Origin of the sequence: Mesorhizobium sp. Mes31, from assembly GCF_024519675.1 — a bacterium.
In the GTDB taxonomy this organism is placed as follows: Bacteria; Pseudomonadota; Alphaproteobacteria; order Rhizobiales; family Rhizobiaceae; genus Mesorhizobium.
Genome location: NZ_JALJRL010000005.1, coordinates 1 through 25,652 on the forward strand (window position 1 = coordinate 1; position 25,652 = coordinate 25,652).

Consider the following 25,652-nt stretch of genomic DNA (forward strand, 5'->3'; position numbering starts at 1 on the left):
GGCGCCGATGCCTATTGCCGCGACGCCGCGGTGGCGGTCGAGACCGCCAAGGACTTCATGAAGCGCAAGCACAACGTGCGGACTTGAGCACAGCAGTTCGATCCAGGTTTGTGACCGAGAGCACCGTCATGCACGGGGATGGCAAGATGGCCAGAATCGCTTGGCTCGAAGGGGGCTGAGGTCCGTATGCGTATCGAGTCGATCAAAGTCTATCAAATGCTTCTGCCTGTCAAAGGCGGTGCCTACCGGATGGCTAGCGATACAGTGCAGGATCTGGACAGCACGCTCGTCGAAGTGACCACCGAGGACGGGCTGTCAGGCTGGGGTGAGACTTGCCCGGTCGGCCCTGTTTATCAGCCCCAACATGCTCTGGGCGCGAGAGCGGCAATTGCTGAAATAGCGCCTGGGCTCGTTGGTGAGGACACTGTGTCCATGCGGCGCCTCGCGAGAAGAATGGACGAGCGGTTGAACGGTCACAATTACGCCAAGGCTGCCTTGGACATAGCTCTCCTCGATCTCACTGGCCAGCGGCTGGGCGTTCCGGTTTCAACACTTCTGGGCGGTGCGCTCACCGATCGTGTGCCCTCTTACTACTCGACCATTGTCGGTGCACCGGACGAGACCGCGCGTGTTGCCGTCGACAAGGTCAAGGCCGGATACCCACGGCTCCAGATCAAGATAGGCGGACGGGATCTCGAACAAGACGTCGCCACCGTGCACAAGGTATGGGAAGCGGTTGGCTTCAAGGCCCGGATAGCCGTCGATGCCAATCGTGGCCTCACCGCCGCGGCGGCGCTCCACATCGACCGGCTTTGCCAGGCAATCCCGTTCGTATTCGAACAGCCTTGCAACACCATGGAGGAAGTCGCGAGCCTCAAGGGACGCGTCACCCATCCGATCTACCTCGACGAGAACACCGAGGATTTGAATGCGGTCCTGCGGGCAGTTTCTTCAGGTATCGCGGACGGATTCGGATTGAAGGTCACACGCCTTGGCGGGCTCACCAGGATGGTTACGGTCCGCGACCTGTGTGCGATACGATCGCTTCCGCACAGCTGCGACGATGCCTGGGGTGGGGACGTCATCGCCGCGGCATGCGTGCACATGGCCGCTACCGTCGAGCCGAGCCGCTTTGAGGGCGCCTGGATCGCGCAGGAATACATCGAAGGGCATACCGATCCCGTAAATCCCATCGTCATCGAAAACGGGCATATACGCGTCCCCCAGATGCCTGGGCTTGGTGTCAAACCTGAGCGCTCCCGACTCAAGGCGCCGGTCGCGATTTTCGGAGGCTGAGGATCCTGTGACGTTTGCGGCGATTGTATCTGGCCAGTATCGGCAATTGCGAACCTCCAGAACATCTGGCGGGGTATCCGAGACTGGCGCCCCGGGACTTCATGAGCCGCAAAAAAGCCGATATGCAGGATGCGTGGTATTGATAGCCTCAAGCCATCAAAAGCCGGAGATTCTGCATGAGACTGACAGTGCTCGTTGCCGTCCTTTCGACAGCCTTGCCGGCGGCCGCCTTCGCCGGACCGGCCTCCGACGCCGTGAAGTTCTTCTATGTGCCGGCCGTCAAGTTCGAGGCCGACGAACAATACCGGGATCGGTTCACCGAGCCGGCGACGAAACTGTTCGACCTGAACGACCAGGCAACGAAAAAGCACCCGGACGAGGTCGCCTGCATCGATTTCGATCCGGGTCTCGACGCACAGGATTTCGATCAGAAATCTATCTCGAAAACCCTGAAATTGTCCGAGAAGCGAGATGGTGACAACGCCGAGGTTACAGCGTCCTTCAGCCTTTTCTCGGAAGGCGATGACTCCAAACGTGAGATGGTCTGGTCGCTCAAGAAGATCGACGGCAAGTGGAAGATATCGGACATCGCCTCGAAGACCAGCGACTGGAAGCTCAGCGCGCTGGAATGCGTGGCCGGCCAGGAGTGATACGATGGCCCGTCGCCCGGTCCTGGCACTGTCGGCCATGTGCCTGCTGGCGGTGGGTTTGAGCAGTGCCGCCGCCCAGGGGCTGTTTGGCGCGCCGCCTGCAAACGCCCCCGCCGACACCGCGCCGGGCGATAGCGGGGCGCCGCCCGCAAATGCACCCGGCGGTGCGGTGGAACCGGCAACACCGCCGGTTGCATGGCCGCCCAGCGAGCCGCCCGCACCCATCCAGCCAGGATCGCCGACGGCGGTGGTGCGGCCATTTTACGATCAGGTCGGCCTGGAGATCGATCCGGCGCAGCGCGGTCATTTCGTCGATCCGGCGAAAACCGTTCTCGACAAGAGCGATGCCTTGCGCAAATCCGGGCAGGGCGAGTGTCTCGACCCCAACATGGCGCTGGACAATGCGGACTACGACAAGGCCGAAATCGACAAGAGCCTGAAGACGCTCGAGGCGATCAATGGTGACCAGGCCAAGGTCATCGTCGCCTTCGTCGTCGCCGGCAACCCGCACCGCCTTGAGTGGAAATTCAAGAAGATCGACGGCGAATGGAAGATATCGGACCTGCTGTCGGTGACCGGCGAATGGGCGCTCAGCCAATATCAGTGCGAATAGGCAGCGAAATGAAAATCACCAACATTCGCGTCACCCATGTCAATGTGCCTCTCGACGCGCCGTTCTGGTGGACGGCTGGTCTGTATGGCGGCGCTTCGAAATCGATCATCGAGGTTGAGACCGACCAGGGCGTGGTCGGGCTGGGCGAGGCGCCATGGTGGCATTTCGGCGAGGTGATAAAGGCCGAGATCGCGCCGGCGCTGATCGGCGCCGATCCGCTCGACATAGCCGACTGCGAGGCACGCTGCGTACCGCCTTGGCAGATCACCGCCAACACGGGGGAAAACGCTGCCTCCGTCGCTTTCGGCTCCGTGGAACTGGCCCTGTGGGACATCAGGGGCAAGGTCTTCGGCATGCCGCTCCACAAGCTGCTTGGCGGCGCGGTGCGCAAGGATATTCCGTTTTCGGAATATTTCGCCTTTCGCCCCGAGCAGGATGGGGCAGGCGGCGAGATGACCCCGGAAGCGATCGTCGATTATTGCCTGAGGATGCGCGAGGAGCACGGCTCGACCATTTTCGAGGGCAAGCTGATCATGGGCGATCCGCAACTGGAAATCAGGACGGTGCGCATGCTGCGCGAGGCGCTCGGCGAAAAGGCGCAGATCAAGCTCGATTCCAACATGCAATGGTCGCTGACCACGGCGCGCTGGGTGCTGCGCGAGATCGAGCCGTTCAACATTCGTAATTATGAGGATCCGGTCGCCACCTTCGAGGAGATGGCGGCGCTGCGCCAGCATTCGCGCATCCCGTTCTCAACCCACATTCCGGACCTCAGGCGCGCCGTCGCGCTCGGCGCCCCGGACTACTTCGTGTGCAATTTCGCAGCGCTTGGTGGCTTGTCGAGAACGCTGAAATTCGTCGCCGCTTGCGAGGCGATGGGCAAGGGGTTCTGGTGTTATTCGAACGATCTCGGCATCATGACTTCGGCCTACCTGCATGTCGTGGCGGCAACGCCCTGGATCACGGAAGCGTCGCAATCGCTGTTTGCCTGGCAGGTCGGCGACGTCATCAAGGATGGTCCGTTCCGGCAGACCGACAACATGGTGCGCGTGCCGGAAGGCCATGGACTGGGCGTCGAACTCGATCCGGCTGCGATGAAACGCTGGGCCGGTCACTTCGCCGAGCACGGGCCGATGGGGCATTTCAGCGATCCGAACAATCCTGGCCGCTACCGCCGGCTGCCGCTCAACTGATGCAGAATGTCGCTCGCAGAAACCGCCACTCAACCGCGCCCGCGATAGGGCGCGACGCCGGTGTCCGGCAGCCACGCGCCTTCGGGCGGCGCGCCGGTCTGCCAGAACACATCGATCGGAATGCCGCCGCGCGGAAACCAGTAGCCGCCGATGCGCAGCCAAAGCGGCTTGGTTTCAGCCACGATCCGGCGGCCGATCATGACGGTACACTCTTCATGGAAGGCGCCGTGATTGCGAAACGAGGTCATGAACAGTTTCAGCGACTTCGATTCCACCAGAGCCGCATCGGGTGCGTAGTCAATGACGATATGGGCGAAATCCGGCTGGCCGGTGACCGGGCACAGCGAAGTGAATTCCGGGCAGGTGAAGCGCACGATCGCGGGTGGACCGTCTCCACGCGAGAACGGTACGGTTTCCAGGACCGCTGCTTCCGGGCTCTGTGGCGTCTCGACGTGCGCGCCGAGCTGGGTAAGGTCTTTGGTGATGGTCATGGGCGGTGGCCTTGTTTGGTTTTGCGGCTCATTAACATCGGACCGGAAAGTGTGCAGCGGTTTTCGGATAAATCCGATGCTTAAATAGGAAATGGAGCAGCGCATGCTGCTCCAGCACAATTTGAAACAGCAGGAAGACGATGACCTCAAACGATCCGCTTCTCCAGCCCTACCAGCTCAAGCATCTGACGCTGAAGAACCGGGTGATGTCGACCAGCCACGAGCCGGCCTATTCTGAAGACGGCATGCCGAAGGAGCGCTACCGCCTCTACCATGCCGAAAAGGCCAAGGGCGGCATGGCGCTGACCATGACCGCCGGCTCGGCGATCGTCTCGCGCGACAGTCCGGCTGCCTTCGGCAATCTGCATGTCTATGACGACGGGATCGTGCCGTGGCTCACCGAGCTCACGGAGGCCTGTCATGAACATGACTGCAAGGTGATGATCCAGATCACCCATCTCGGCCGCCGCACCGGCTGGAACAAGGCGGACTGGCTGCCGGTGCTCTCGGCTTCGCCGGTGCGCGAGCCGGCGCATCGCGCTTTCCCCAAGACCATCGAGGACTGGGACATCGAGCGCATTGTCGCCGACTATGCTTCGGCTGCCCAGCGCTGCCAGGCGGCCGGCCTCGACGGCATCGAGTTCGAAGCCTACGGCCATCTGATCGATGGCTTCTGGTCGCCGGCAACCAATCATCGCGACGATGAGTTCGGCGGCTCGCTCGACAACCGCCTGCGTTTCACCAACATGGTGCTCGATGCCGTGCGGGCGGCTGTCGGTGATAAATTCGTCGTCGGCATCCGCATGGTCGCCGACGAGGATTTCGAGAAGGGCCTGTCGAAGGAAGAGGGCGTCGAGATCGCCAGGCGGCTGGCCAACTCCGGCAAGGTCGATTTCCTCAACATCATCCGCGGCTCGATCGAGAGCGACGCAGCGCTGACCAAGGTCATCCCGGTGGCCGGCATGCGCTCTTCGCCACATCTCGATTTCGCCGGCGAGGTGAGGGCGGCGACAAAGTTCCCGACCTTCCATGCGGCACGGATTTCCGATGTCGCCACCGCGCGCCATGCCATCGCCACCGGCAAACTCGACATGGTCGGCATGACCCGCGCCCACATCGCCGATCCGCACATCATCCGCAAAGTCATGGAAGGCCGCGAGCACGAGATCCGCCCTTGTGTCGGCGCCACCTATTGTCTCGACCGTATCTATGAGGGCGGCGAGGCGCTGTGCATCCACAATGCGGCGACTGGCCGCGAGGCCGATATTCCGCACATCATCGTCAAGACCGAGGGGCAGAGAAGAAAGGTCATCGTCGTCGGCGCCGGCGCCGGCGGGCTGGAGGCGGCGCGTGTCGCAGCCGAGAGAGGCCATCACGTCACGATCCTGGAAGCATCGTCACAGGCGGGCGGGCAGGTCAGGTTGGCGACGCAGAACCCGCGCCGCAAGGAATTGATCGGCATCATCGACTGGCGGCTGGCCGAGCTCGACAGGCTCGGCGTCGAGATCCGCTATGATACCTGGGCGGAGAAGGACGATGTTCTGGCGCTGGCGCCACACGTGGTGGTGGTCGCCACCGGTGGCCTGCCGCAGAACCCGCCATTGACGGCTGGCGACAACCTTGTCACCTCGAGCTGGGACATCATGGCGGGCAGCGTCAAACCGGCCGAAAACGTGCTGCTTTATGACGACAATGGCGGCCATCAGGGCATGGGCGCGGCCGAATTGATCGCCAATGCCGGCTCGAAGCTCGAACTCATTTCGCCGGAGCGCTTCTTCGCTCCCGAAATGGGCGGCATGAACCACGTGCCCTACATGCGCGCCTTCCAGGAAAAGGGCGTCATCATAACCATCAACACGCGGCTGCGCTCGGTGCGGCGCGAGGGCAATCAGCTGATCGCCGAACTGGCTTCGGATTTCGCCGACGGCTGGCGCGGCGAGCGGCGGGTCGACCAGGTGGTGGTCGAGCACGGCACGGCGCCGCTCGACGAGCTCTATCTGGCGCTGAAGCCGCTGTCGAAGAATGGCGGCGCGGTCGACTACGAGCGTCTGGTGAGCGGCGGCGACATTTTTCCGGCGCGCAACCCGCAAGGCGGCTTCATGCTGTTCAGGATCGGCGACGCGGTCGCCTCGCGCAACATCCATGCCGCCATCTATGACGGCATCAGGTTCGGCTTGCGGATCTGATCCCTCGTCGCGAGAATTTGTGGCGCGCGGTCCAACTTGCGTACGAGAGCCCGTGTACGTTGGCCTGACCGCGCGCCCGCACGTCATTGGCTCGTTGCCAGACGACGTACGATTCTGTGGGCTTGTGTCACGTGGTGCGCCTCAGAACATCCTGGCGATGGCCATGCACAGCACCGTGACGACCAGCAGCCATGCGGCAACGCGTTCGCCAATGGCCATTCTGGCGCGCAGTTGCGTTTCGGTTTCCGCATTCGCGCCGGCAAGTCGCCTGCTGGGCGCTCGGACCATCGCGCCGAGGACGCCGGCGGCGACGAAAGCGGCCAGAATGCCAAGCGCCAGCACCATTTCCGTCGAACCGAAATAGCCGCCGTGGAAGAAATACCAGAGCAGCGCTCCGGTCAGGAAGACCATGCCGGCCGCACCCATTTGCGGCTGGATGAAGCGCTCGGCCCGGATATCGGGATCGCGCGCCAGCGTGATCGTAGTGCCTGCCCAGAATACGCCTGCCATGACATGAAGGGCGATGACGACGATGTAGACATATTGCATGACCGGATTCCTCTTTCGCCCGCAACATGCAAATAGTTAGATGTCAAATGATTAGATGTCAATGTATAACCGGAGCCAGTTCCATCCGCCCGGAACACCGTCTAGTGTCTGGCGATGACGCCCTTTGAACGCCCGCCAGTCGGCATGAATCTCGGCCGCACCGCCAAGCTGGTTGCCCAGGCTTTTGACGCTGCCCTGGTCGAGGCTGGCGGTACGCTGCCGGTGTGGCTCACTCTGCTGTCGGTCAAGTCGAGCACGCTTGCCAATCAGCGCGAGCTTGCCGGCATGATCGGCATCCAGGGGGCGACGCTGACCCACCATCTCAACGCGATGGAGGCGCAGGGCCTGCTGACGCGTCGCCGCGACCCTGTCAACCGCCGGGTTCATCTGGTCGAATTGACTGCGGCCGGCGAAGCGATGTTCGAGACATTGCGCAAGGCCGCGCTTGTCTTTGATAAGCGATTGCGTACGGGATTGTCCGACGACAGGCTGGCCGAGTTTGCGCAGGTGCTGGCGGCGTTGCGGGCCAATGTCGAAGGATAGGCCGAATTGGGACAACGACATGCACGAAGCGCGCTGCACGAATCCGTTCTAGCACGACCCGCCTAGGCAGTGCCTACGCCAGGCTTCCTTGCAGCACTGTCAGCTTGGCCTTCTTCGGCATGCGGGCCGTCAGCCATTCCAGCGCCTTGTCCTGCGGCATCGGGAAGGCGATGGAATAGCCCTGCACCTGGTCGCAGCCGATCGCCATCAGCGAATCGAGTTCGGCCTCCGTTTCGGCGCCCTCGGCAACGATCGAGATGCCGAGGCCGCGCGCAAGTTCGGTGATGGCGCGCACGATCTTCGAGTTGTCGCCATTCTCATGGATGTTCTGGACGAAGCGGCGATCGATCTTCAGCCGGTCGATCTCGTTCGGGTTGACATGGCTGAGCGAGGCATAGCCGGTGCCGAAATCATCGAGTTCCAGATGGACGCCAGCGGCCCTGATGTGGCGCAGCTTTGCCGCGATGCCTGTCTTCTCGTCGTCGAGAATGACGGATTCGACGATCTCCAGCGACAGTTTCTGTGGCGGCAGCCCGGCCTTTTCCAACGTTTCGAACAGAAATGCATCGAAATCGTGCTCGCGCAGCTCGGTGCCCGAAACATTGACGGCAAGCCGCCCGAAGGCAATGCCGGCGCGGTTCCATTCGGCGGCTTCGTTGATCGCCTTGCTGATGACGATACGGCCTATCTCCGGCATGAAGCCGCATTTCTCAGCGACCGGAATGAACTCGCCCGGTGCGATCATGCCGCGCTCCGCATGGTTCCAGCGCACCAGCGCCTCGATGCCGCTGATTGTTCCATCTGTCAGCGAAACCTGCGGCTGGAAATAGGCCTGGAATGCCCGCTCGGAGATGGCAACCTTGATGTCGTGCTCGAGCTGCTTGCGATAGTCCAGTTCGCGGCGCAGTTCCTCGGAGAAGAACGAGAAGTTGCCGCCACCCATCTTTTTGGCGGAATAGAGCGCCAGATCGGCATGAACCAGCAGATCCTGCGCATTGTCGGCGTCGATCGGGTAGACGGCGATACCGGCGCTGGCGCCTGGAAGAATGGTCGTGCCCTGGAAGATGATCGGCTCGTTGATCTGCGCCAGGATGCGCCTGGCCAGCATGTTGATGTCTTCGGTGCCGCCAGCGCCGTTCAGGATCATCACGAATTCGTCGCCTCCAAGGCGCGCGCAGAGGTCCGACGCCCGGCAGGAATCGCGCATGCGCTGTGCCGTGACGACCAGCACATAGTCGCCGGCGGCATGGCCCAGCGTGTCGTTGATCTGCTTGAAGCGGTCGAGGTCGAGCTGGATCACCGCCAGCCGCTCGCGCCGGCGATGCGCGCCCTTGATCAGCGTGTCGAAATGATCCGTGAGGAAGGTGCGGTTGTGCAGCCCGGTCAGCCCGTCATGCACGGCAATGAAGGCCATCGAGTTGCGCGCGTCGACAAGCTCATGCGTCTTGCGCAGGATGGCCTTGGACATTGGCCGGAAGATGAACAGCGCAACCAGTACGATGACGCCGATGGTGGCGAAGAACAGGGTGCGGTGGAGGTCGAGCAGTTGTTCCGAGCGCGCATCGGCATAGGCGCTGATGCGTTGGCCAAGTGCCGCATAGCCCGACAGCGTAGCGTTGGCGACGGAGGCGTCGAGATTGACGCGCTCGGCGCCGCCCTTGTAGCCCTCGCCGTTGTTTGCCAGCTTCGATTCGAACGATGAGATCAAGCGTTTGCCATTGGCGATCAGCCCGACCGAGAAGTAATCGAGGTGGAACGGCTTGGTGAAAAGCACATTTTCGATCGACTTGGGATCGAACCGTGCCTGCGACATCGGATCGGCGCCCGTCTGGTCGAGCAGGAGATCGTAATTCGTCTCGAATTCGGCGGTAGCTTGCTTGAGCGCGGCAACCAGCGCCGGCTGCTTGTCTGGCGATGCGGCGCCCGTTGCGCCGGCAAGGAAGACGATGCGCTGCGACAGCGCCTTTTGCGTGCTGACGATATTTTGCAACGTCTCATTGCGTTGCTGGGCGGCCATCATCTGCTGCAGCAGGATGAAGGAGGCCATCACCATGGCGGCAATGATCAGCAGCGCCAGCCAGTAGCCGCTCTTGATCAGCAGTATGAGCTTGCGCGAAACGCTATGCACTGGCTGCTGCGACATTTTCGGGGGCGGCCCTCTCGCCAACGGATTCCTGCTGTGGGGACCATTGGCCCGCAAATGTTAACAGGTCCGGAAATGGACAGCCGGCAGGCCGGCGCGGGACGGCGAAAGATCGCGAAATGGTTATCGGGTCCTTTCACGACGCGCCTGCATTTGAGCAATCATCGACCGCCGCCACTGTCGATACGTGGCTTGCGTGATCATCTGACGTTCGGGGTTGATGCTGCCCAGCCACCGATCCGGTCGTTTTTGCGATGGATTTTTCATGCGGGCGGGACGACAGTCTGCCCACATCAAACGAGGCCCGACCATGACCGCAGCATTTCTCTCCCACATAGACAGCGAGCTTGCGGGGCTCAAATCGGCCGGCCTCTACAAATCCGAGCGGGTAATCACATCGACCCAGTCGGCACAGATCGAGGTCGGCGGGCAGAAGGTGCTGAACTTCTGCGCCAACAATTATCTCGGCCTTGCCGACAGCGCCGATTTGCGCGACGCCGCCAAGCAGGCGCTCGACCGCTATGGCTATGGGATGGCGTCGGTGCGCTTCATCTGCGGCACGCAGGAGGAGCACAAACAGCTCGAGGCGACGATTTCATCCTTCCTCGGCCTCGAAGACACCATCCTCTACGGCTCCTGTTTCGACGCCAACGGCGGGCTGTTCGAGACGTTGCTGGGGGAGGACGACGCGATCATTTCCGACGCGCTGAACCACGCCTCGATCATCGACGGCGTGCGGCTGTCGAAGGCCAAACGCTTCCGCTATGCCAACAACGACATGGCAGATCTCGAGGCGCGATTGAAGGAGGCCAGGGATTGCCGCTTCCGGTTGATCGCCACGGATGGCGTGTTTTCGATGGATGGTATCATCGCCAATCTGAAGGGGGTCTGCGATCTCGCTGACAAATACGACGCCATGGTGATGGTCGATGACAGCCATGCGGTCGGCTTCGTTGGCAAGAACGGTCGTGGCTCGGCCGAGCATTGCGGCGTCGAGGGCAGGGTCGACATCATCACCGGCACGCTCGGCAAGGCGCTCGGCGGCGCATCTGGTGGTTACACCTCGGGCAAGAGCCAAGTGGTTGACTGGCTGCGCCAGCGCTCGCGGCCTTATCTCTTCTCCAACACGCTGATGCCGGCGATCGCCGGCGCCTCGATCAAGGTGTTCGAGCTGGTCCGCAATGGCGATGCCCTGCGCGAGCGCCTCTATGCCAACGCGGCGCGGTTCAGGTCGCAGATGGGCAAGCTCGGCTTCACACTGGCCGGCGCCGACCATCCGATCATCCCGGTGATGCTGGGCGATGCGAGCCTGGCGCAGGAGATGGCGGCGCGCATGCTGAAGCGCGGCATCTATGTCATCGGCTTTTCCTTCCCGGTGGTGCCGAAGGGGCAGGCGCGCATCCGCACCCAGATGTCGGCCGCGCATTCCACTGCCGACATCGACCGCGCGGTGGAGGCGTTTGCCGCCGTCGGGCGGGAACTCGGGGTGATTTCCTGAAAGCCCGAAATCGAAAAGCGATTCCGGATCAAGAGATTCAAGGGACAATGAAATGTCGAACATGATGAAGGCGCTGGTGAAGGCCAAGGCCGAACCGGGCATCTGGATGGAACAGGTGCCCGTACCGGAGATCGGCCCCAATGATGTGCTGATCAAGATCAGGAAGACCGCGATCTGCGGCACCGACGTCCACATCTACAATTGGGACCAGTGGGCGCAGAAGACGGTGCCGGTACCGATGGTCACCGGCCATGAATTCGTTGGCACGGTCGCCGATTTCGGCGCCGCGGTCACTGAGTACAAGGTCGGCCAGCGTGTGTCGGGCGAAGGTCATATCGTCTGCGGCCACTGCCGCAACTGCCGCGCGGGCAGGGGGCATCTGTGCCGCAACACGCTCGGCGTCGGTGTCAACCGGCCGGGCGCTTTCGGCGAGTATCTGGCGATCCCGCAGCACAATGTGGTGCCGATCCCCGACGACGTGCCGGACGAGATCGCCGCGATCTTCGATCCCCTGGGCAATGCGGTTCACACCGCATTGTCCTTCGATCTGGTCGGCGAGGATGTGCTGGTCACCGGCGCCGGGCCGATAGGCATCATGGGCGCGCTCGTCGCCCAATGCGTGGGTGCGCGAAAGGTGGTGATCACCGACATCAACCCGGTGCGGCTGGCGCTGGCGAAGAAACTCGGCGTCCAGCATGTCGTCGATGCCTCCAAGGAAAGACTGCGCGATGTGATGCCGGCTCTCGGCATGACCGAGGGTTTCGACGTCGGTCTCGAAATGTCGGGCGCCGCACCCGCCTTCCGCGACATGATCGACACCATGAACAATGGCGGCAAGATCGCCATCCTTGGCATTGCCCCGACGGGCTTCGAGATCGACTGGAACAAGGTCATCTTCAAGATGCTGCATCTCAAGGGGATCTACGGCCGCGAGATGTTCGAGACCTGGTACAAGATGATCGCGCTGGTGCAGGGCCCGCTCGACGTGACCGGCCTGATCACCCACCGCATCGGCATCGACGATTTCCAGATCGGCTTCGATGCAATGCGCAGCGGCAGTTCGGGCAAGGTAGTGATGGATTGGTGAGGCAATTGGTCGAAGAATGCAGGGCCGGCGAGAACTCTTCGGCAGCGATCCGTCGCGCCAACATGCCATTTCTGTTGCCGGCTTAGCCTTTGCCCAGCGCGCCCTCCAGCGCAGCCAATCCATCGCTGATCGCTGCGCGCTCGCTGGCGCTCAGCTTTGCAAGCAATTCCCGCTCGAAGGCCTTCGCCAGCGGCACCATTTCGCGATAAGCGGCAAGCCCGGCCTTGGTCAGTGTCAGATGTTCGACGCGGCGATCGTTTTCGTCAGCGGTTCGGGTGAGCCAGCGCCGCCGTTCAAGCTCGGCCACGGCGCGTGACACCTTGGTCTTGTGCATGGCCGACTGCTCGCCGAGTGCTGTCGCGGTTATGCTTCCGCGCTGTCCCAATCCGGAAAGCGTGCGCCATTCGGGCCGGGTCAGGCCATGGCGGTCCCTGTAGATCGTCGAGAATTCCCGGCTAACCGCATCGGCGAGGCGATAGAGCCGATAGGGCAGGAAGTTTTCCAGTTCGAGGACGTCCATCGGTTCGAATCCCGGCAGGTCGGAAGATTGATAGTTACATTTTCAATGGTTACAAATGAAACCAGTTTGGTCAATCCATCAGGACGCGCCGCGTCTTCCTGGATGCGCAAGGGAGGAAGCGATGGCCTTTTCCTACATGCCGGGCTTCGGCAATGACTTCGAAACCGAGACGCTGCCCGGCTCGCTGCCGCAGGGGCGAAACTCGCCGCAGCGGCCGGCCTATGGTCTTTACGCCGAGCAGCTTTCAGGCTCGCCCTTCACTGCGCCACGCGGCACCAATGAGCGCTCCTGGCTCTATCGTATCCGGCCGAGCGTGAAGCACACCGGCCGCTTCAAGGCCGCGAGCTATCCGCTGTGGAAGAGCGCCCCCAATGTCGGCGATCATGAGCTGGCGCTCGGCCAGTATCGCTGGAATCCGGTGCCGATGCCGAAGGAGCCGACGGACTTCATCGCCGGCATGCGCAGCATAACCACCGCCGGCGACGTGTTGGGGCAGACCGGCATGGCAGCGCATGTCTATGTCGCCAACCGCTCGATGGTCGATGACCATTTCTTCAACGCCGACGGCGAATTGCTGGTCGTGCCGCAGCTCGGCGCCTTGCGCTTTGTCACCGAGATGGGTGTCATTGAACTGAGGCCAGGCGAGATCGCCGTGCTGCCGCGTGGCCTCGTCTTCAAGGTGGAACTGATCGACGCCGAAGTGCGCGGCTATGTCTGCGAGAACTATGGCGCCAAGCTGACGCTGCCCGATCGAGGCCCGATCGGCGCCAATTGCCTGGCCAATCCGCGCGATTTCAAGACGCCTTGCGCCTGGTTCGAGGAGAAGGAAACACCGTGCCGGCTGACGGTGAAATGGTGCGGCAATTTCCATATCACCGAGATCGGCCACTCACCGCTCGATGTCGTTGCCTGGCACGGCAACTACGCACCCTACAAATATGATCTGGCGACCTTTTCGCCGGTCGGCGCCCTGCTTTTCGACCATCCCGATCCGTCGATCTTCACGGTGCTGACCGCGCCGAGCGGCGAGGAGGGTACCGCCAACATCGACTTCGTCATCTTTCCGCCGCGTTGGTTGGTGGCCGAAGATACGTTCCGGCCGCCCTGGTATCACCGCAACATCATGAGCGAGTTCATGGGCCTGATCCATGGCCAGTACGATGCCAAGGAAGAAGGTTTCGTTCCCGGCGGCATCAGCCTGCACAATCTGATGCTGGCCCATGGGCCCGATGCGCCTGGCTTTGAAAAGGCCTCGCGCGCGGACCTGAAACCGGTCAAGCTCGACAACACCATGGCTTTCATGTTCGAGACCCGATTCCCGCAGATGCTGACCCGCTACGGCGCCGAACTCGAAACCCGGCAGGACAATTACATCGACTGCTGGGCAGACCTGAAGAAGCGCTTCAACGGTACGCCCGAGGGCGACTGGTCTTGAGCGGTGAGCCAATGCCGGACCGGCTGGTGCTGCTGGGCTCCAAGGGCGGTCCGGCGCTGCGGCCCGGCGGACCATGGCCGAGTTCCTCGCTGCTGCGGATCGGCGGCCGCGAAATCGTCGTCGACTGCGGGCTTGGCGTGACGCGCGGTCTCGTCGACACCGGCATCAGCCTGAAGGCGCTCGATCTGATCTTCATCACCCACTTGCATTCCGATCATGTGCTGGAACTGGGGCCTTTGCTTCACACCGCCTGGACGGCGGGTCTGGCCACGCCAGTCCGCGTGTTCGGCCCGCCGGGCACAGGCCACTATTGGCAGCGCTTTTGTCAGGCGATGGAATTCGACATCGAAATCCGCATTGTCGATGAGGGCCGGCCGGACATCCGCGAGTTGGTTTCGATCGTCGAATTCGCCGAAGGCCAGGTGGTCGAGCAGCGCGGCCTGAAGGTTTCGGCGCTGCGCGTCGACCATCCGCCGGTGACCGACTGTTTTGCGCTGCGCTTTGAGCATGGCGGGAAAAGCGCGGTGTTTTCCGCCGATACAGCCTTCTTTCCACCACTCGCCGATTTTGCTGAAGGTGCGGACATCCTGGTCCATGAAGCCATGCTGGCGGAAGGCATCGAGCGGCTGGTGGCCAGAACCGGCAACGGCGCGCGGCTGAAAGAACACCTGCTCGCCAGCCACAGCTTTGCCGAGGAGGCTGGACGCATCGCCAGTGAAGCTGGGGTGAGGAGGCTGGTGCTCAACCACCTCATCCCGGCCGACGATGCCGAGATCGGCGAGGCCGACTGGATTGCCGCTGTCAGGAAAACATGGGCCGGCGACTTGACGATCGCCCGCGACGGCCTTGTTGTGGAGCTCGCATGATCCCTCAAAGTGGGGGCCGGTTTCGGAAAGATCATGCGTAAAGCAAAAATCCAAAGCGGCGCCAAAGCCGCGTCAGGAGAGGGAACCGCATGAAGCTTGCCACCTTGAAGGACGGGACGCGCGACGGAAAACTCGTCGTCGTCTCGCGCGACCTGACGCAGTACACCGATGCCTCGTTCTTGGCGCGCACGCTGCAGGCGGCGCTCGACGACTGGCGCCGCATCGCGCCGCACCTCGCGACACTGGCGGAATCGCTGGAAACCAATGCGGTGCCGTCAGCCCGCTTTCACGAACATGACGCCCATTCGCCGCTGCCGCGCGCCTATCAATGGGCCGATGGCTCGGCCTATGTGAACCATGTCGAACTGGTGCGGAAGGCACGCGGCGCCGAGATGCCGGCAAGTTTCTGGACCGATCCGCTGATCTACCAGGGCGGTTCCGATGGTTTCGTTCCGCCGCGCGACCCGATCCGCATGGCCGACGAAGCCTTCGGCATCGACATGGAGGCGGAAGTGGCCGTTGTTGTCGATGATGTGCCGATGGGCGCAAGCCTCGATGAAGCGCGCGCCGCGATCCGGCTGGTCATGCTGGTCAATGACGTGACGCTGCGCGCGCTCACCGGGCCGGAACTGGCCAAGGGATTCGGCTTCTTTCAATCAAAGCCGTCCTCGGCCTTCTCTCCGGTCGCGGTGACGCCGGACGAACTGGGTGACGCCTGGGATGGCGGCAAGGTGAGCCTGCCGCTGCTCGCCGACCTCAACGGCAAGCCTTTCGGCCGGGCCAATGCCGGTATCGACATGACCTTCGATTTTCCGGCATTGATCGTTCACGCCGCCGGGACAAGACCATTGACCGCCGGCACCATCATTGGCTCTGGCACTGTGTCCAACAAGCTCGACGGCGGGCCGGGCAAGCCAGTGTCGGCGGGCGGCGCCGGCTATTCCTGCATCGCCGAACTGCGCATGATCGAGACCATAGAGAGCGGCGAACCGAAAACGCCATTCCTGCGCTTCGGCGACACGGTGCGCATCGAGATGAAGGACAAGGCCGGGCACTCGATCTTCGGCGCCATCGAGCAGAAGGTCGAGAAATACGAGGGGTAGGGGCGGAGTAATGGAATGAAGGGCGAGGCATTCTATCTTCTGTGCGGCTTCTGGGCGATCGCCATACTGGTCGTCTTCATCCTTGCGATCCGGCTGAGCTATCGCATCGAGGCACGCTCGCCGGACCTGACCAACCGAGGCGGCTTTCCCCGCAAGGCGATGTTGTTTCACACCATCACCAATATGAACGTTGCTCGGGACGGGGAAACGCAAGCCATGCGGCGGCGGATGAATGGGCTGCTGCTGATCGATCTCGCTGGATTTGGACTGTTATGGGCGGGTTTGTATTTGGCTCGCTCGACGGGGTGAAATGATGAACCTGCTTGACCATCTGCGCCGCATGGCCGGCAACAATCTCTGGTCGAACGATCGGCTCTATCGTGCTGCATTGGCGCTCAAACCGGGTGAGTTCGAAGCCGAACGCACCAGCTTTTTCCCGTCGATCAAGGCAACGCTCAACCACGTCCTTGCGGTCGATCTTCTTTATCTCGATTTCCTGGAAGAGGGCGGTGTCGGCGCTTCCATCTACGATGATTTCGTGCTCTTCGACGCGCCGCAGGAACTCTATGCTGCCCAGCTTGCGGCCGACCGGCGGCTGATCGCCTTCTGCGATCGCCTGTCGGAGACCGATCTCGACCGCCGCGTCGTCACCGACCGGCGCGAGGACGGCATGATCCCCGAGCGCATCGGCGACATCCTCGCGCATGTCTTCCTGCACGACATCCATCATCGCGGCCAGGTGCACGCGATGCTGTCCGGCACGTCGGTCAAGCCGCCGCAGCTCGACGAGTTCCTGCTCGACTACGATGTGAAGCTGAGAGCGAAAGAGGTCGAGCGGCTGGGGCTCGAAATCTGATTTTGCGCATGATCCCAACCAGGAAGCATGCGCAATCCGTCGACCTGAAATCTGTTACGCCGCCTGGACCTTGATCACGCCGCGCTTGATCTGGTCCTGCTCGATCGACTCGAACAGCGCTCGGAAGTTGCCTTCGCCAAAGCCTTCGTCGCCCTTGCGCTGGATGAACTCGAAGAAGATCGGGCCGATCACGGTCTTGGAAAAGATCTGCAGCAGAATCTTGGTCATGCCGCCGTCGACCACGCCTTCGCCGTCGATCAGGATGCCGTGCTTCTTCATCCGCTCTATCGGCTCGTCATGGCCGTTCACCCTGGCATAGGACATGTCGTAGTAGGTTTCCGGCGGGCCGGGCATGAACTTCAGCCCGTTGGCGGCTAGCTTGTCGGTGGCCTCGTAGATCTCGTCGGTGCCAACGGCTATGTGCTGGATGCCTTCGCCATTGTACTTCTTCAGATACTCGGCGATCTGGCTGGTCTCGTCCTTGGATTCGTTGAGCGGAATGCGGATCTTGCCGCAGGGCGAGGTGATGGCGCGGCTGACCAGTCCGGTGATCTTGCCGTCGATGTCGAAAAAATGGATCTGCTTGAAGCCGAACAGATTGCGGTAGAAATCCCACCATTTGTCCATCTGGCCGCGATAGACATTGTGCGTGAGGTGGTCGAGATAGTAGAAGCCGACGCCTTGCGGCCACGGGTCGCGCGCACCCAGCCATTCGAACTCGGCGTCATAGGCCGAGCCCTTCTTGCCATAAGTCTCGATGAAATAGAGCAGCGAGCCGCCGATGCCGACGATTGCCGGCACATCCAGCGCCTTGTCGCTGCCTTCGTAGGGCGTGGCACCCTTGGCAACGGCGTGATCGAAGGCATGCTTGGCATCGACCACCCGCCAGGCCATCGAGGCAGCACATGGCCCGTGTTTGTCGACAAACTTCATCGCATGTGAGCCGGGCTCGGCATTGACGACATAGTTGATGTCGCCCTGGCGCCAGACGGTGATGTTCTTCGTGCGGTGCTTCGCCACCGCCACATAGCCCATGCGGGTGAACAGCTCGGCCAATTTCTCCGGCTCAGGATGCGCGAATTCGACGAATTCGAAGCCATCGGTGCCGGCCGGGTTGTCCTTGCTGATCTTGGCGGGCGGGGCGTCGTGCGGGAAAGGACCCATGATGTTCCTCCGGAAGCTGGCTTGGCCTGAAACGGCCATTTAATCCGAATGATAACGCGGACGGGCTGCATGGTGCTTGCATTCAAACGCTTGAAATGATCATCTCATGCGCGAAGTGTGCATGATGTGAGGAAAAACCATGGATGAGGCGCGCATTGATCAGTTTGATCGCAAGATAATGGCTCTGTTGCAGGGCGACGCGCGGCTGACCAACAACGATCTATCGGAGCGGGTGAACCTGTCGGCGTCGCAATGCTCGCGCCGCCGTCAGCGGCTGGAGGAAGACGGCTATATCAAGGGCTATCGCGCTGTGCTCGACCGCGACAAGCTCGGCTTCTCGTTGGTCAACGTCATCTCGGTGACATTGGCCACCCACAACCGCGACAACGCACGGCGTTTCGGCGAATTGGTAGCGCGGCTGCCGGAGGTGCAGGAGGCGCACGCGCTGACCGGCGAGATGGATTACATCCTGAAAGTGGTGACGCCCGACCTGAAGTCACTCTCGGAATTCGTCAACGGCGTGCTGCTTCCACACGAATCCGTGCAGCATGTGAAGACCGCGATCGTGCTCGAAACGCTGAAGGAAACCGGCGCCTTGCCGATCTGAACCTTGCGCCGATTTAACCCTTCGCCTGCTGGATCAGCCCGTAGAGGTTGGTGCAGCGCGCGCCGGAACGGCAGTAAGCGAAGACCGGGCCGTCGAGTTCATCGAGCGCCTCGGCCTGATCCTCGACATTCTCGGCCGTGATCTGGCCGCTGATCACGGGGACGTAGCGGAAGGCGAGACCGGCGGCTTCCACCGCCGCCTTGACGGTATCGGCCGAAGGCTGGCCTGGCTGCTCGTCATCCGGCCGGTTGCAGATGACGCTCTTGAAGCCGGCCTCCTTGATGGCGGCGACGTCTTCGGGCTGGATCTGGCCCGAGACCGAATAGTCCTCGCTGATCTCACGATATTCCATGACGATGTCCTCGCGATCTGATTTGGCGGGAGTCTTGCCACTCCCTGACGTGGCCGGCAACTGAATCCTATGTCGCAGCCGGCTGGGCGAGGCGCGCCCGGGCAAAACGCGCAACGATAATGCCGGCGATCACCGCCGCGACGAAGATCGGTGTCGCGGAATAGCCGAGACCAAGCGCAGGAATGGCACCGCCGGGACAGAAGCCGGCAATGCCCCAGCCGATGCCGAACACGGCGGCGCCGCCGACCAGCTCCACGTCGATTGCGCGCTTCGTTGGCAGCGCGAAGGCGGTTTCGAACACAGGCGCCTTGCGGCGGCGGAACACCAGGCGGTAACCGGCAAAGGCGATGGCGAGGCCGCCGCCCATGACGAAGATCAGGCTCGGATCCCACGTGCCGGCAATATCGAAGAAGTTCAGCACCTTGGCTGGGTTGATCATTCCGGAAACGGTAATGCCGAGGCCGAAGACGCCGCCGATCAGGAAGGCTGAGACGAGCCTGTTCATGGGCTCAGCCTCCGATCACGTGGCGAACGAGGAACACGGTGGCGAAGGCAGTGATCATGAAGGTCGCGACGGCAATGATGGAGGGTGGCGACAGCCGCGCCATGCCGCAAATGCCGTGGCCGCTCGGGCAGCCGCCGCCGAAGTGCACGCCGATGCCGACCAGGAAGCCGCCACCGACAAGGGCCAGCGTCGGCACCGGCACGCTGAAGGCGATGTGTCCGCCAACGGCTTGATAGAGAAGTGGCGCCACCACGGCGCCGCCGAGAAAGGCGGCCCGCCAACGCCATTCAGGAGAGAGCGGCGGGATGACGCCGGTCAGGATGCCGGTCATCCCGGCAATCCGGCCATGCAACGCCATCAAAAGCACCGCCGACAGGCCGATGAGGGCGCCGCCAAGCAGCGACTGGAAAGGCGTGAAGTCTGTCATGGCAAGCTCTCGATCCCGCGGTCGATCCGCGTCCCTGCGCGGATCGATACCATAGCGCAGATAGACTTTTCCGGCGGAGAATCCAACGCGTGCTGCGCGGACCGGAAACGGAAAAGCGGAGATTGGTTCCGCCTTTCCGAGGCGGCCCGCGTCAGCTGCCGAGAATGGCGCCTTTGATCTGACGGATATTGTTGTGCATCATGTCGATATAGGTCGAAGCCGGGCCATCGGGTTGCGACAACGCATCCGAATAGAGCGTGCCGCCCACCTTGATCCCGGTTTCGCTGGCGATCTGCTCGATCAGGCGCGGGTTGGTGATGTTCTCGACGAAGATCGCCGCGGCCTTGTCCTGCTTCACCTGGGTAACCAGCTTGGCGACATCGGCGGCCGACGGTTCGGAGTCGGTCGAGATGCCTTGCGGGGCGAGGAAGATCAGGCCGTATTCGTGTTCGAAATAGCCGAAGGCGTCGTGCGAGGTGATGACCACGCGCTTCTCCTCGGGGATCGACTGGATCGCCGCTTTTACTTCGCCTTCCAGCGCATCGAGCTTCTTGATGTAGGCGGCGGCATTGGTCTGGTAGCTGACACAGCCCTCGGAGTCGGCCGCGCAGAAGGCTTCGGCGATGTTGTTCACATAGATCCTGGCATTGGCGATCGACTGGAAGGCGTGCGGATCGGTGACCGTCTTGCCACCGCCGGTACCGGCGCCCTCGGCTGCGTCAGCGTCGGCGAATTCAGGTTTGAAATCGATCGGCGTCACGCCCTTGGTCAGGGTGACGATCGAGGCCTTGGTGGCGCTGGCATCGACCAGCCGCTGCAGAAATCCTTCGAAATGCAAGCCGTTGACCAGCACGATGTCGGCCTTGGCCATGGCCACCGCGTCGGTCGGGCTCGGTTCATAGACATGGGCGTCGCCATCCGGCCCGACGATGGTGGTCACATCGATGCGGTCGCCGCCGACATTTTTGGCGAAATCGGCGATGACGGTGAAGCTGGCGACCACTTTCAGCGGTGCCGCGAAGGCCGACGATGTGCCGAAGGCAATTAATGTTATAACGCTCATCGCCAGGGCGGCACGGATGGATTTCAGCATAAGCGGGTCTCCTTTATGGGGGCGGGGTGAGGATCAGGCCGTTCTGTGGCGGTGATGGATGACGCGCGCGCGCAAAATGCCGCGCGTGCCGAACAGGATCGAGGCGAAATAGACGACGCCGGCGGACAGGATGATGGCCGGGCCGGACGGCAGCGACGCGTGATAGGACAAGAGCAGCCCGGCGACGCAGGAAGCAAAGCCGATCAGCACCGCCAGCACGCACATCGGCTCGACGCGCACGGTCCAGAAGCGGGCGGCGGCTGCCGGCAGCATCATCAGTCCGACCGACAGCAAGGTACCGAGCGCCTGGAAGCCGCCGACGAGGTTGAGCACGACGAGGCCGAGGAAGATGAAATGCACTGGGCTCCCCAAGCGGCTCACCGAACGCAGGAACAGCGGATCGAGGCATTCGGCGACCAGCGCCCGCCAGAAGATGGCAAGGCTCACCAAAGTCACCGCGACGATGCCGCCGATCAGCGTCAGCGCTTCATTGTTGAGGGCCAGCACGGTGCCGAACAGCACGTGCATGAGATCGACGCTTGAGCCGCGGATCGACACCATCAGCACGCCGATGGCGAGCGAAATCAGATAGAAGGCCGCCATCGAGGCATCCTCGCGCTGGATGGTGAAACGCGAGACAGCACCGGCGCCGAGCGCCACGATGATGCCGGCGATCAGGCCGCCAATGGTCATCGGCAGGATTTCCAGCCCATAGAGCAGGAAGCCGGCGGCCGCACCCGGCAGGATCGCATGCGCCATGGCGTCGCCCGACAGGCTCATGCGCCGCAGCATCAGGAAAACGCCGACCGGGCAAGCCCCGAGCGACAGCATCAGCGAGCCGACAAGTGCCCGCTGCATGAAGCCGAAGTCGGCGAACGGCGCGATGAAGAGACCGTAAAGCATGTCCATCAGGCAGCCCTCGGTCCGGCGCCGTGATGGTGGTCATGGCTATGATCATGCGTGTGCCCATGAGTGTGATCATGGGCATGATCATGGCCCTCGGGCTCGCACCAGGGCGCGTTCTCTTCCCAGGCCTCGTGGAAGCGGCGGGCGCGCAAGAGGTTTTCCGGCTTCAGCGTTTCCCTGGTCTCGCCCCATGCGATCGGCTGGCGCGCCAGCAGCAGCGTTTCGGGGAAATTCTGGCGCACCAGGTCCAGATCATGGACCACCACCATGATGGTGCGTTCCTCGCCATGCCAGCGCTTGATCAGCGCGATGAGGTCGCCGACCGTCTTGGCGTCGACGGCGTTGAACGGCTCGTCGAGCAGGATGAGGTCGGCATCTTGCAACAGCACGCGGGCAAACAGCGTGCGCTGCAACTGGCCGCCCGACAGCGTGTCGATCGGACGTTTTTCGAAGCCGCCGAGGCCGACCGCCATCAGCGCCTGGCTGACGTCATCGCGATCTTCCTTGGTGTAGCGGCCGAGCAGGCCGCGTCTTGGCCACAGGCCAAGCGAGACCAGATCGACGACGCGGGCGGGAAAGGAGCGGTCGAGTTCCGATTGCTGCGGCAGGTAGGCGGCACGCACGCCGGGGGCGCGGATGACCTCACCGGCCATCGGTTTCAAGACGCCGACAATGCCTTTCATCAGCGTCGATTTGCCGGAGCCGTTGGCGCCGACCACGGCTGTCAGCGAGCCCTTGCGGATGGTGCCGTCGAGATGATGGATCGCCGGGTGGCTGCCGTAGCCAAGCGTCAGGTCGCGGAATGTCAGGCAAGTCTGGGTCATGTCGTTCCATGGGGCGGCGAAAATCCGGCTGCTGCCAGCGGTCGATTGGATATGTGATGTTATTACATTAGTCAACAAGCCGCTCGGGCGGAATTGCGGCTGCCGGGTCAACTTGCCGTGTACGGATGTCATACGCCGTTGGCCCAAGCGGATTTGACCGGGCGGCCTTGCCGGAAGCCGGCGGCAACTCTAAACAGGCGCCACCCGATAACAGGAAGGAACGCCCCATGAGCATTCGTCGCATCGATGTTGGCCCGCGCATGAGCCAGATCGTCATTCACGCAGATACCGTCTATCTGGCCGGTCAGGTTGGTCAGCCGGGTGGGAACGTTGCTTCTCAGACCAGGGACATCCTGTCGGCCGTCGATGAACTGCTGGCCAAGGCCGGTTCGGACAAGACCAAGATTCTGCAGGCGATCATCTGGCTGGCCGACATGAGCACCTTTGCCGAGATGAACTCGGAATGGGACAAGTGGGTGCCCCAGGGCAACACCCCGGCCCGCGCCACCGGTGAAGCAAAGCTCGCCGGCCCGGAATATCTGGTCGAAATCATCATCACGGCAGCGATCTGAGCCGCGGCCCGATTACCCTCCCGCAAGGGGGAGGGTAATCACCCCTGCGAGGGCCGAAACCGGGCCACCAGCGTGTGGCTCTCGGCCGCGTAGGTAAAGCGGACGTGGGTGACCGGATGTTCGGCGCTCCATGTCCGACGCTCGACCACCAGGCAAGGCGCGCCGGCCTCGATGTCGAGCGCCGCCGCGATGTGCCTGTCGGCGGCGACCGCGCGGATGCGGTGCTCGGCCTCGCTCCACGGCACGCGGCCGATCAGCCATGGGCCAGGCGCGATAGCCAGGAATTCCTCGTCGATTGCTTCTGGCACGGCGGCCAGGTTGATCAGCCGCTGCTCATGCGCGAACGGCCGCTCGCCGGCGAAATGCCGGCATTCCAGCGCCAGCACCGAGCCGACGGCATCGAGCTCCAGCAAACTGCGATCCTCGGCGCTGCTGCGCCTCTTGTGCCGCGCCACGCGCTCGTAGCGATAGGGCAGGCCAAGCGCCTCGACCTCGATCCGGATATCGTGGATTTCCAGCACAGCCGCCTGCGATTGTGGCCGGCGCACGAAGCTGCCTGAGCGGCGGCGGCGTTCGATCAGTCCGGCCTTGGCCAACTGCGACAGCGCCTTGTTCACGGTCATGCGCGAGCAATTGTACTCGGTCGTCAATTCGTGTTCGAACGGAATGCGGTGACCGGGCGCCCAGGCGCCGGACAGGATTTTCTCGCTGATATCGGACAGGATACGCTGGTGCAGCGAGCCGCCACCTTCCGCATCCGCCGTCTCGATCACACTCATGCCGAAAGCGCCGTCATCACGTTGCGAAAACGCTCGGCGATGGCCTCGCGCCTTGCATGCCGGCCGCCGCTGACCTGTTTTTTGCCATGCACCCAGACACAGTCGACCTTGCTGCCATTGGCGAAGATCCAGGCATCGAGGATCGCGTCACCCGTCTTTCCGGCCAGTGAGGGGTCATTGGCATCGAGCGAGACGAGATCGGCGGATGCGCCGGCGGAGATCTCCGACGCACCGGCGCCAAGGGCGACGCTGCCACCGTCGAGTGCGGCGTCGAACAACGCGCGACCGGTCGAGCCACCGGCGACCGCCAGCACATTGCGGGCACGATGCGCGAGGCGTTGCGAATATTCGAGCTGGCGCAACTCGTCGGGCAAGCCGATCAGGACGTTGGAATCGGAACCGACGCCAAAGCGGCCGCCATGGTCGGTAAACAGCGGCGCGGCGAAGGTGCCGTCGCCGAGATTGGCCTCGGTGATCGGGCAAAGGCCGGCGATGGCGCCGCTTTTCGCCATCCCGACCGTTTCCGCATCTGTCATGTGCGTGGCGTGGATCAGGCACCAGCGCTGGTCGACCTTGGCATGGCCAAGCAGAAACTCGACCGGACGCGCGCCGGACCAGGCAAGGCAATCCTCGACTTCTTTTACTTGCTCGGCGATGTGGATGTGGATTGGTCCGTCAGGCGCTATGGCGGCAACCTGGGCCAACTCCTCCGGTGTCGCGGCACGCAAACTGTGTGGGGCGACGCCGACGACGGCTTGATTCAAAGTGCCAACGCATTCCCGGCTTTTCTCAACAAGCCGGGAGAACCGATTCACATCGTTGATGAATCGCCGCTGGCCCTCATTGGGGGCCGCGCCGCCAAAAGAGGAGTGTGCGTAAAACACCGGCAGCAGTGTCAGGCCGATACCGGTTTCGCCGGCCGCAGCCGCGATGCGCTCGGCCATCTCGGCGAGGTTGGCGTAGGGTTTTCCGTCGCGGTCGTGATGCAGATAGTGAAATTCGCCGACGCGTGAAAAACCCGCCTCCAGCATCTCGACATAGAGCTGCGCGGCAACTGCCTCGACCTGATCGGGCGTCATCGACAGCGCGAACCGATACATCACCTCGCGCCAGCTCCAGAAACTGTCGGTGGAGGGGCCGCGAAGCTCGGCCAATCCGGCCATGCCGCGCTGGAAGGCGTGGCTGTGCAGATTGGGCATGCCGGGCAGCAGAATTGAATGGCGTTCGTCGCCGGCCAGCGCAGTGCTTTCAGGCTCGACAGTTGCGATGCGTCCCTTGGCGAGGGTGATCCGCACATTGTTGTGCCAGCCGTCAGGAAGGAGCGCCTGTTCCGCGAAGATATCAGTCACTTTTCTCTCCGGTTCTCTGTCTCTCATGCGATGATAGCTCTTGCA

The 25,652-nt window shown here is 62.5% G+C and carries 28 protein-coding genes and 1 pseudogene; 16 read left to right on the forward strand and 13 right to left on the reverse strand.

All coding sequences use genetic code 11. The annotated features are described in order from the left end of the window. The 5 genes and pseudogenes from NR193_RS09970 to NR193_RS09990 all read left to right on the forward strand — a co-directional run. Positions 1–87 (forward strand): annotated as a pseudogene (locus NR193_RS09970) (cobalamin-binding protein); the annotation flags it as partial. A 99-nt stretch (positions 88–186) separates the two neighbouring features. Further along, positions 187–1,296, forward strand: coding sequence for a mandelate racemase/muconate lactonizing enzyme family protein (locus NR193_RS09975; RefSeq protein ID WP_256750699.1), 1,110 nt, complete (start codon positions 187–189; stop codon positions 1,294–1,296). Between the two features lie 176 nt (positions 1,297–1,472). Next, a complete protein-coding gene (locus NR193_RS09980) occupies positions 1,473–1,946 on the forward strand; it encodes a DUF3828 domain-containing protein (protein WP_256750700.1) in 474 nt (157 codons plus the stop codon). Positions 1,947–1,950: 4 nt separating this feature from the next. Beyond that, a complete protein-coding gene (locus tag NR193_RS09985) occupies positions 1,951–2,559 on the forward strand; it encodes a hypothetical protein (protein ID WP_256750701.1) in 609 nt (202 codons plus the stop codon). An 8-nt stretch (positions 2,560–2,567) separates the two neighbouring features. Continuing rightward, positions 2,568–3,752: a mandelate racemase/muconate lactonizing enzyme family protein gene (locus tag NR193_RS09990; RefSeq protein WP_091577458.1), complete on the forward strand. Its 1,185-nt coding sequence runs from the start codon at positions 2,568–2,570 to the stop codon at positions 3,750–3,752. A 29-nt stretch (positions 3,753–3,781) separates the two neighbouring features. Here the strand turns inward: NR193_RS09990 and queF are convergent, their stop codons facing one another. After that, the gene (gene queF / locus NR193_RS09995) at positions 3,782–4,243 is read right to left on the reverse strand and encodes a preQ(1) synthase (protein WP_256750702.1); all 462 of its coding nucleotides are present in this window, start codon (positions 4,241–4,243) and stop codon (positions 3,782–3,784) included. Between the two features lie 140 nt (positions 4,244–4,383). Here queF and NR193_RS10000 point away from each other — a divergent pair, with 140 nt between their 5' ends. Further along, positions 4,384–6,429: an FAD-dependent oxidoreductase gene (locus NR193_RS10000; RefSeq protein ID WP_256750703.1), complete on the forward strand. Its 2,046-nt coding sequence runs from the start codon at positions 4,384–4,386 to the stop codon at positions 6,427–6,429. Between the two features lie 141 nt (positions 6,430–6,570). Here NR193_RS10000 and NR193_RS10005 read toward each other — a convergent pair whose 3' ends face one another. Further along, entirely contained in the window at positions 6,571–6,978 is a 408-nt protein-coding gene (locus tag NR193_RS10005; protein ID WP_256750704.1) for a hypothetical protein, read from the reverse strand. Positions 6,979–7,092: 114 nt separating this feature from the next. Between NR193_RS10005 and NR193_RS10010 the strand changes: the two genes are divergently transcribed. Further along, entirely contained in the window at positions 7,093–7,521 is a 429-nt protein-coding gene (locus NR193_RS10010; RefSeq protein WP_256750705.1) for a MarR family winged helix-turn-helix transcriptional regulator, read from the forward strand. A 73-nt stretch (positions 7,522–7,594) separates the two neighbouring features. Here the strand turns inward: NR193_RS10010 and NR193_RS10015 are convergent, their stop codons facing one another. Continuing rightward, complete coding sequence (locus tag NR193_RS10015; protein ID WP_256750706.1) at positions 7,595–9,664, reverse strand: bifunctional diguanylate cyclase/phosphodiesterase; 2,070 nt, start codon at positions 9,662–9,664, stop codon at positions 7,595–7,597. A gap of 310 nt (positions 9,665–9,974) precedes the next feature. On the opposite strand from NR193_RS10015, the gene NR193_RS10020 reads away from it, so the two are divergent. Together NR193_RS10020 and tdh are read left to right on the forward strand one after the other, a co-directional pair. Further along, positions 9,975–11,162 (forward strand): glycine C-acetyltransferase, encoded by a 1,188-nt coding sequence (locus NR193_RS10020; protein ID WP_091577468.1) that lies wholly within the window; start codon positions 9,975–9,977, stop codon positions 11,160–11,162. A 52-nt stretch (positions 11,163–11,214) separates the two neighbouring features. Further along, the gene (tdh, locus tag NR193_RS10025; RefSeq protein WP_091577470.1) at positions 11,215–12,249 is read left to right on the forward strand and encodes an L-threonine 3-dehydrogenase; all 1,035 of its coding nucleotides are present in this window, start codon (positions 11,215–11,217) and stop codon (positions 12,247–12,249) included. Between the two features lie 82 nt (positions 12,250–12,331). Here the strand turns inward: tdh and NR193_RS10030 are convergent, their stop codons facing one another. Beyond that, complete coding sequence (locus NR193_RS10030; RefSeq protein ID WP_256750707.1) at positions 12,332–12,769, reverse strand: MarR family winged helix-turn-helix transcriptional regulator; 438 nt, start codon at positions 12,767–12,769, stop codon at positions 12,332–12,334. Positions 12,770–12,890: 121 nt separating this feature from the next. On the opposite strand from NR193_RS10030, the gene hmgA reads away from it, so the two are divergent. The 5 genes from hmgA (at position 12,891) to NR193_RS10055 (ending at position 17,029) form a co-directional block, all read left to right on the forward strand. Beyond that, positions 12,891–14,204, forward strand: a complete 1,314-nt coding sequence (hmgA, locus tag NR193_RS10035) for a homogentisate 1,2-dioxygenase (protein ID WP_256750708.1) — start codon at positions 12,891–12,893, stop codon at positions 14,202–14,204. An 11-nt stretch (positions 14,205–14,215) separates the two neighbouring features. Further along, on the forward strand, positions 14,216–15,070 hold the full coding sequence (locus NR193_RS10040) for an MBL fold metallo-hydrolase (protein WP_256751017.1): 855 nt from the start codon (positions 14,216–14,218) through the stop codon (positions 15,068–15,070). Between the two features lie 89 nt (positions 15,071–15,159). Further along, positions 15,160–16,173 carry a fumarylacetoacetate hydrolase family protein gene (locus NR193_RS10045; protein ID WP_256750709.1) on the forward strand — a complete coding sequence of 338 codons (1,014 nt, stop codon included), beginning with the start codon at positions 15,160–15,162 and terminating at the stop codon, positions 16,171–16,173. Positions 16,174–16,188: 15 nt separating this feature from the next. Next, entirely contained in the window at positions 16,189–16,482 is a 294-nt protein-coding gene (locus NR193_RS10050; protein WP_256750710.1) for a hypothetical protein, read from the forward strand. A 4-nt stretch (positions 16,483–16,486) separates the two neighbouring features. After that, entirely contained in the window at positions 16,487–17,029 is a 543-nt protein-coding gene (locus NR193_RS10055) for a DinB family protein (protein ID WP_256750711.1), read from the forward strand. 54 nt (positions 17,030–17,083) lie between these two features. Here the strand turns inward: NR193_RS10055 and hppD are convergent, their stop codons facing one another. Beyond that, complete coding sequence (gene hppD, locus NR193_RS10060; RefSeq protein WP_256750712.1) at positions 17,084–18,193, reverse strand: 4-hydroxyphenylpyruvate dioxygenase; 1,110 nt, start codon at positions 18,191–18,193, stop codon at positions 17,084–17,086. 139 nt (positions 18,194–18,332) lie between these two features. Here hppD and NR193_RS10065 point away from each other — a divergent pair, with 139 nt between their 5' ends. Beyond that, a complete protein-coding gene (locus tag NR193_RS10065; RefSeq protein WP_013896076.1) occupies positions 18,333–18,800 on the forward strand; it encodes an Lrp/AsnC family transcriptional regulator in 468 nt (155 codons plus the stop codon). A gap of 13 nt (positions 18,801–18,813) precedes the next feature. Here NR193_RS10065 and NR193_RS10070 read toward each other — a convergent pair whose 3' ends face one another. The 6 genes from NR193_RS10070 to aztA all read right to left on the reverse strand — a co-directional run bounded on the left by NR193_RS10070 (position 18,814) and on the right by aztA (position 22,907). Further along, positions 18,814–19,152 (reverse strand): TIGR01244 family sulfur transferase, encoded by a 339-nt coding sequence (locus NR193_RS10070; protein WP_256750713.1) that lies wholly within the window; start codon positions 19,150–19,152, stop codon positions 18,814–18,816. A 67-nt stretch (positions 19,153–19,219) separates the two neighbouring features. Beyond that, positions 19,220–19,657, reverse strand: coding sequence for a DUF6691 family protein (locus NR193_RS10075; RefSeq protein WP_256750714.1), 438 nt, complete (start codon positions 19,655–19,657; stop codon positions 19,220–19,222). A 4-nt stretch (positions 19,658–19,661) separates the two neighbouring features. After that, the gene (locus tag NR193_RS10080; protein WP_256750715.1) at positions 19,662–20,084 is read right to left on the reverse strand and encodes a YeeE/YedE family protein; all 423 of its coding nucleotides are present in this window, start codon (positions 20,082–20,084) and stop codon (positions 19,662–19,664) included. A gap of 151 nt (positions 20,085–20,235) precedes the next feature. After that, positions 20,236–21,177, reverse strand: a complete 942-nt coding sequence (aztC, locus tag NR193_RS10085) for a zinc ABC transporter substrate-binding protein AztC (protein WP_256750716.1) — start codon at positions 21,175–21,177, stop codon at positions 20,236–20,238. Between the two features lie 33 nt (positions 21,178–21,210). Next, positions 21,211–22,086, reverse strand: a complete 876-nt coding sequence (gene aztB / locus NR193_RS10090) for a zinc ABC transporter permease AztB (protein ID WP_256750717.1) — start codon at positions 22,084–22,086, stop codon at positions 21,211–21,213. Then, complete coding sequence (gene aztA, locus NR193_RS10095; protein ID WP_256750718.1) at positions 22,086–22,907, reverse strand: zinc ABC transporter ATP-binding protein AztA; 822 nt, start codon at positions 22,905–22,907, stop codon at positions 22,086–22,088. Before aztA ends, aztB begins: the two co-directional genes overlap by 1 nt. A gap of 227 nt (positions 22,908–23,134) precedes the next feature. Between aztA and NR193_RS10100 the strand changes: the two genes are divergently transcribed. Next, entirely contained in the window at positions 23,135–23,479 is a 345-nt protein-coding gene (locus tag NR193_RS10100; protein ID WP_256751018.1) for a RidA family protein, read from the forward strand. Between the two features lie 38 nt (positions 23,480–23,517). Here the strand turns inward: NR193_RS10100 and hutC are convergent, their stop codons facing one another. Together hutC and NR193_RS10110 are read right to left on the reverse strand one after the other, a co-directional pair. Then, positions 23,518–24,258 carry a histidine utilization repressor gene (gene hutC, locus NR193_RS10105; RefSeq protein ID WP_256750719.1) on the reverse strand — a complete coding sequence of 247 codons (741 nt, stop codon included), beginning with the start codon at positions 24,256–24,258 and terminating at the stop codon, positions 23,518–23,520. Then, complete coding sequence (locus NR193_RS10110; protein ID WP_256750720.1) at positions 24,255–25,607, reverse strand: formimidoylglutamate deiminase; 1,353 nt, start codon at positions 25,605–25,607, stop codon at positions 24,255–24,257. The genes hutC and NR193_RS10110 overlap by 4 nt, the downstream gene beginning before the upstream one ends. Positions 25,608–25,652 lie beyond the last annotated feature (45 nt).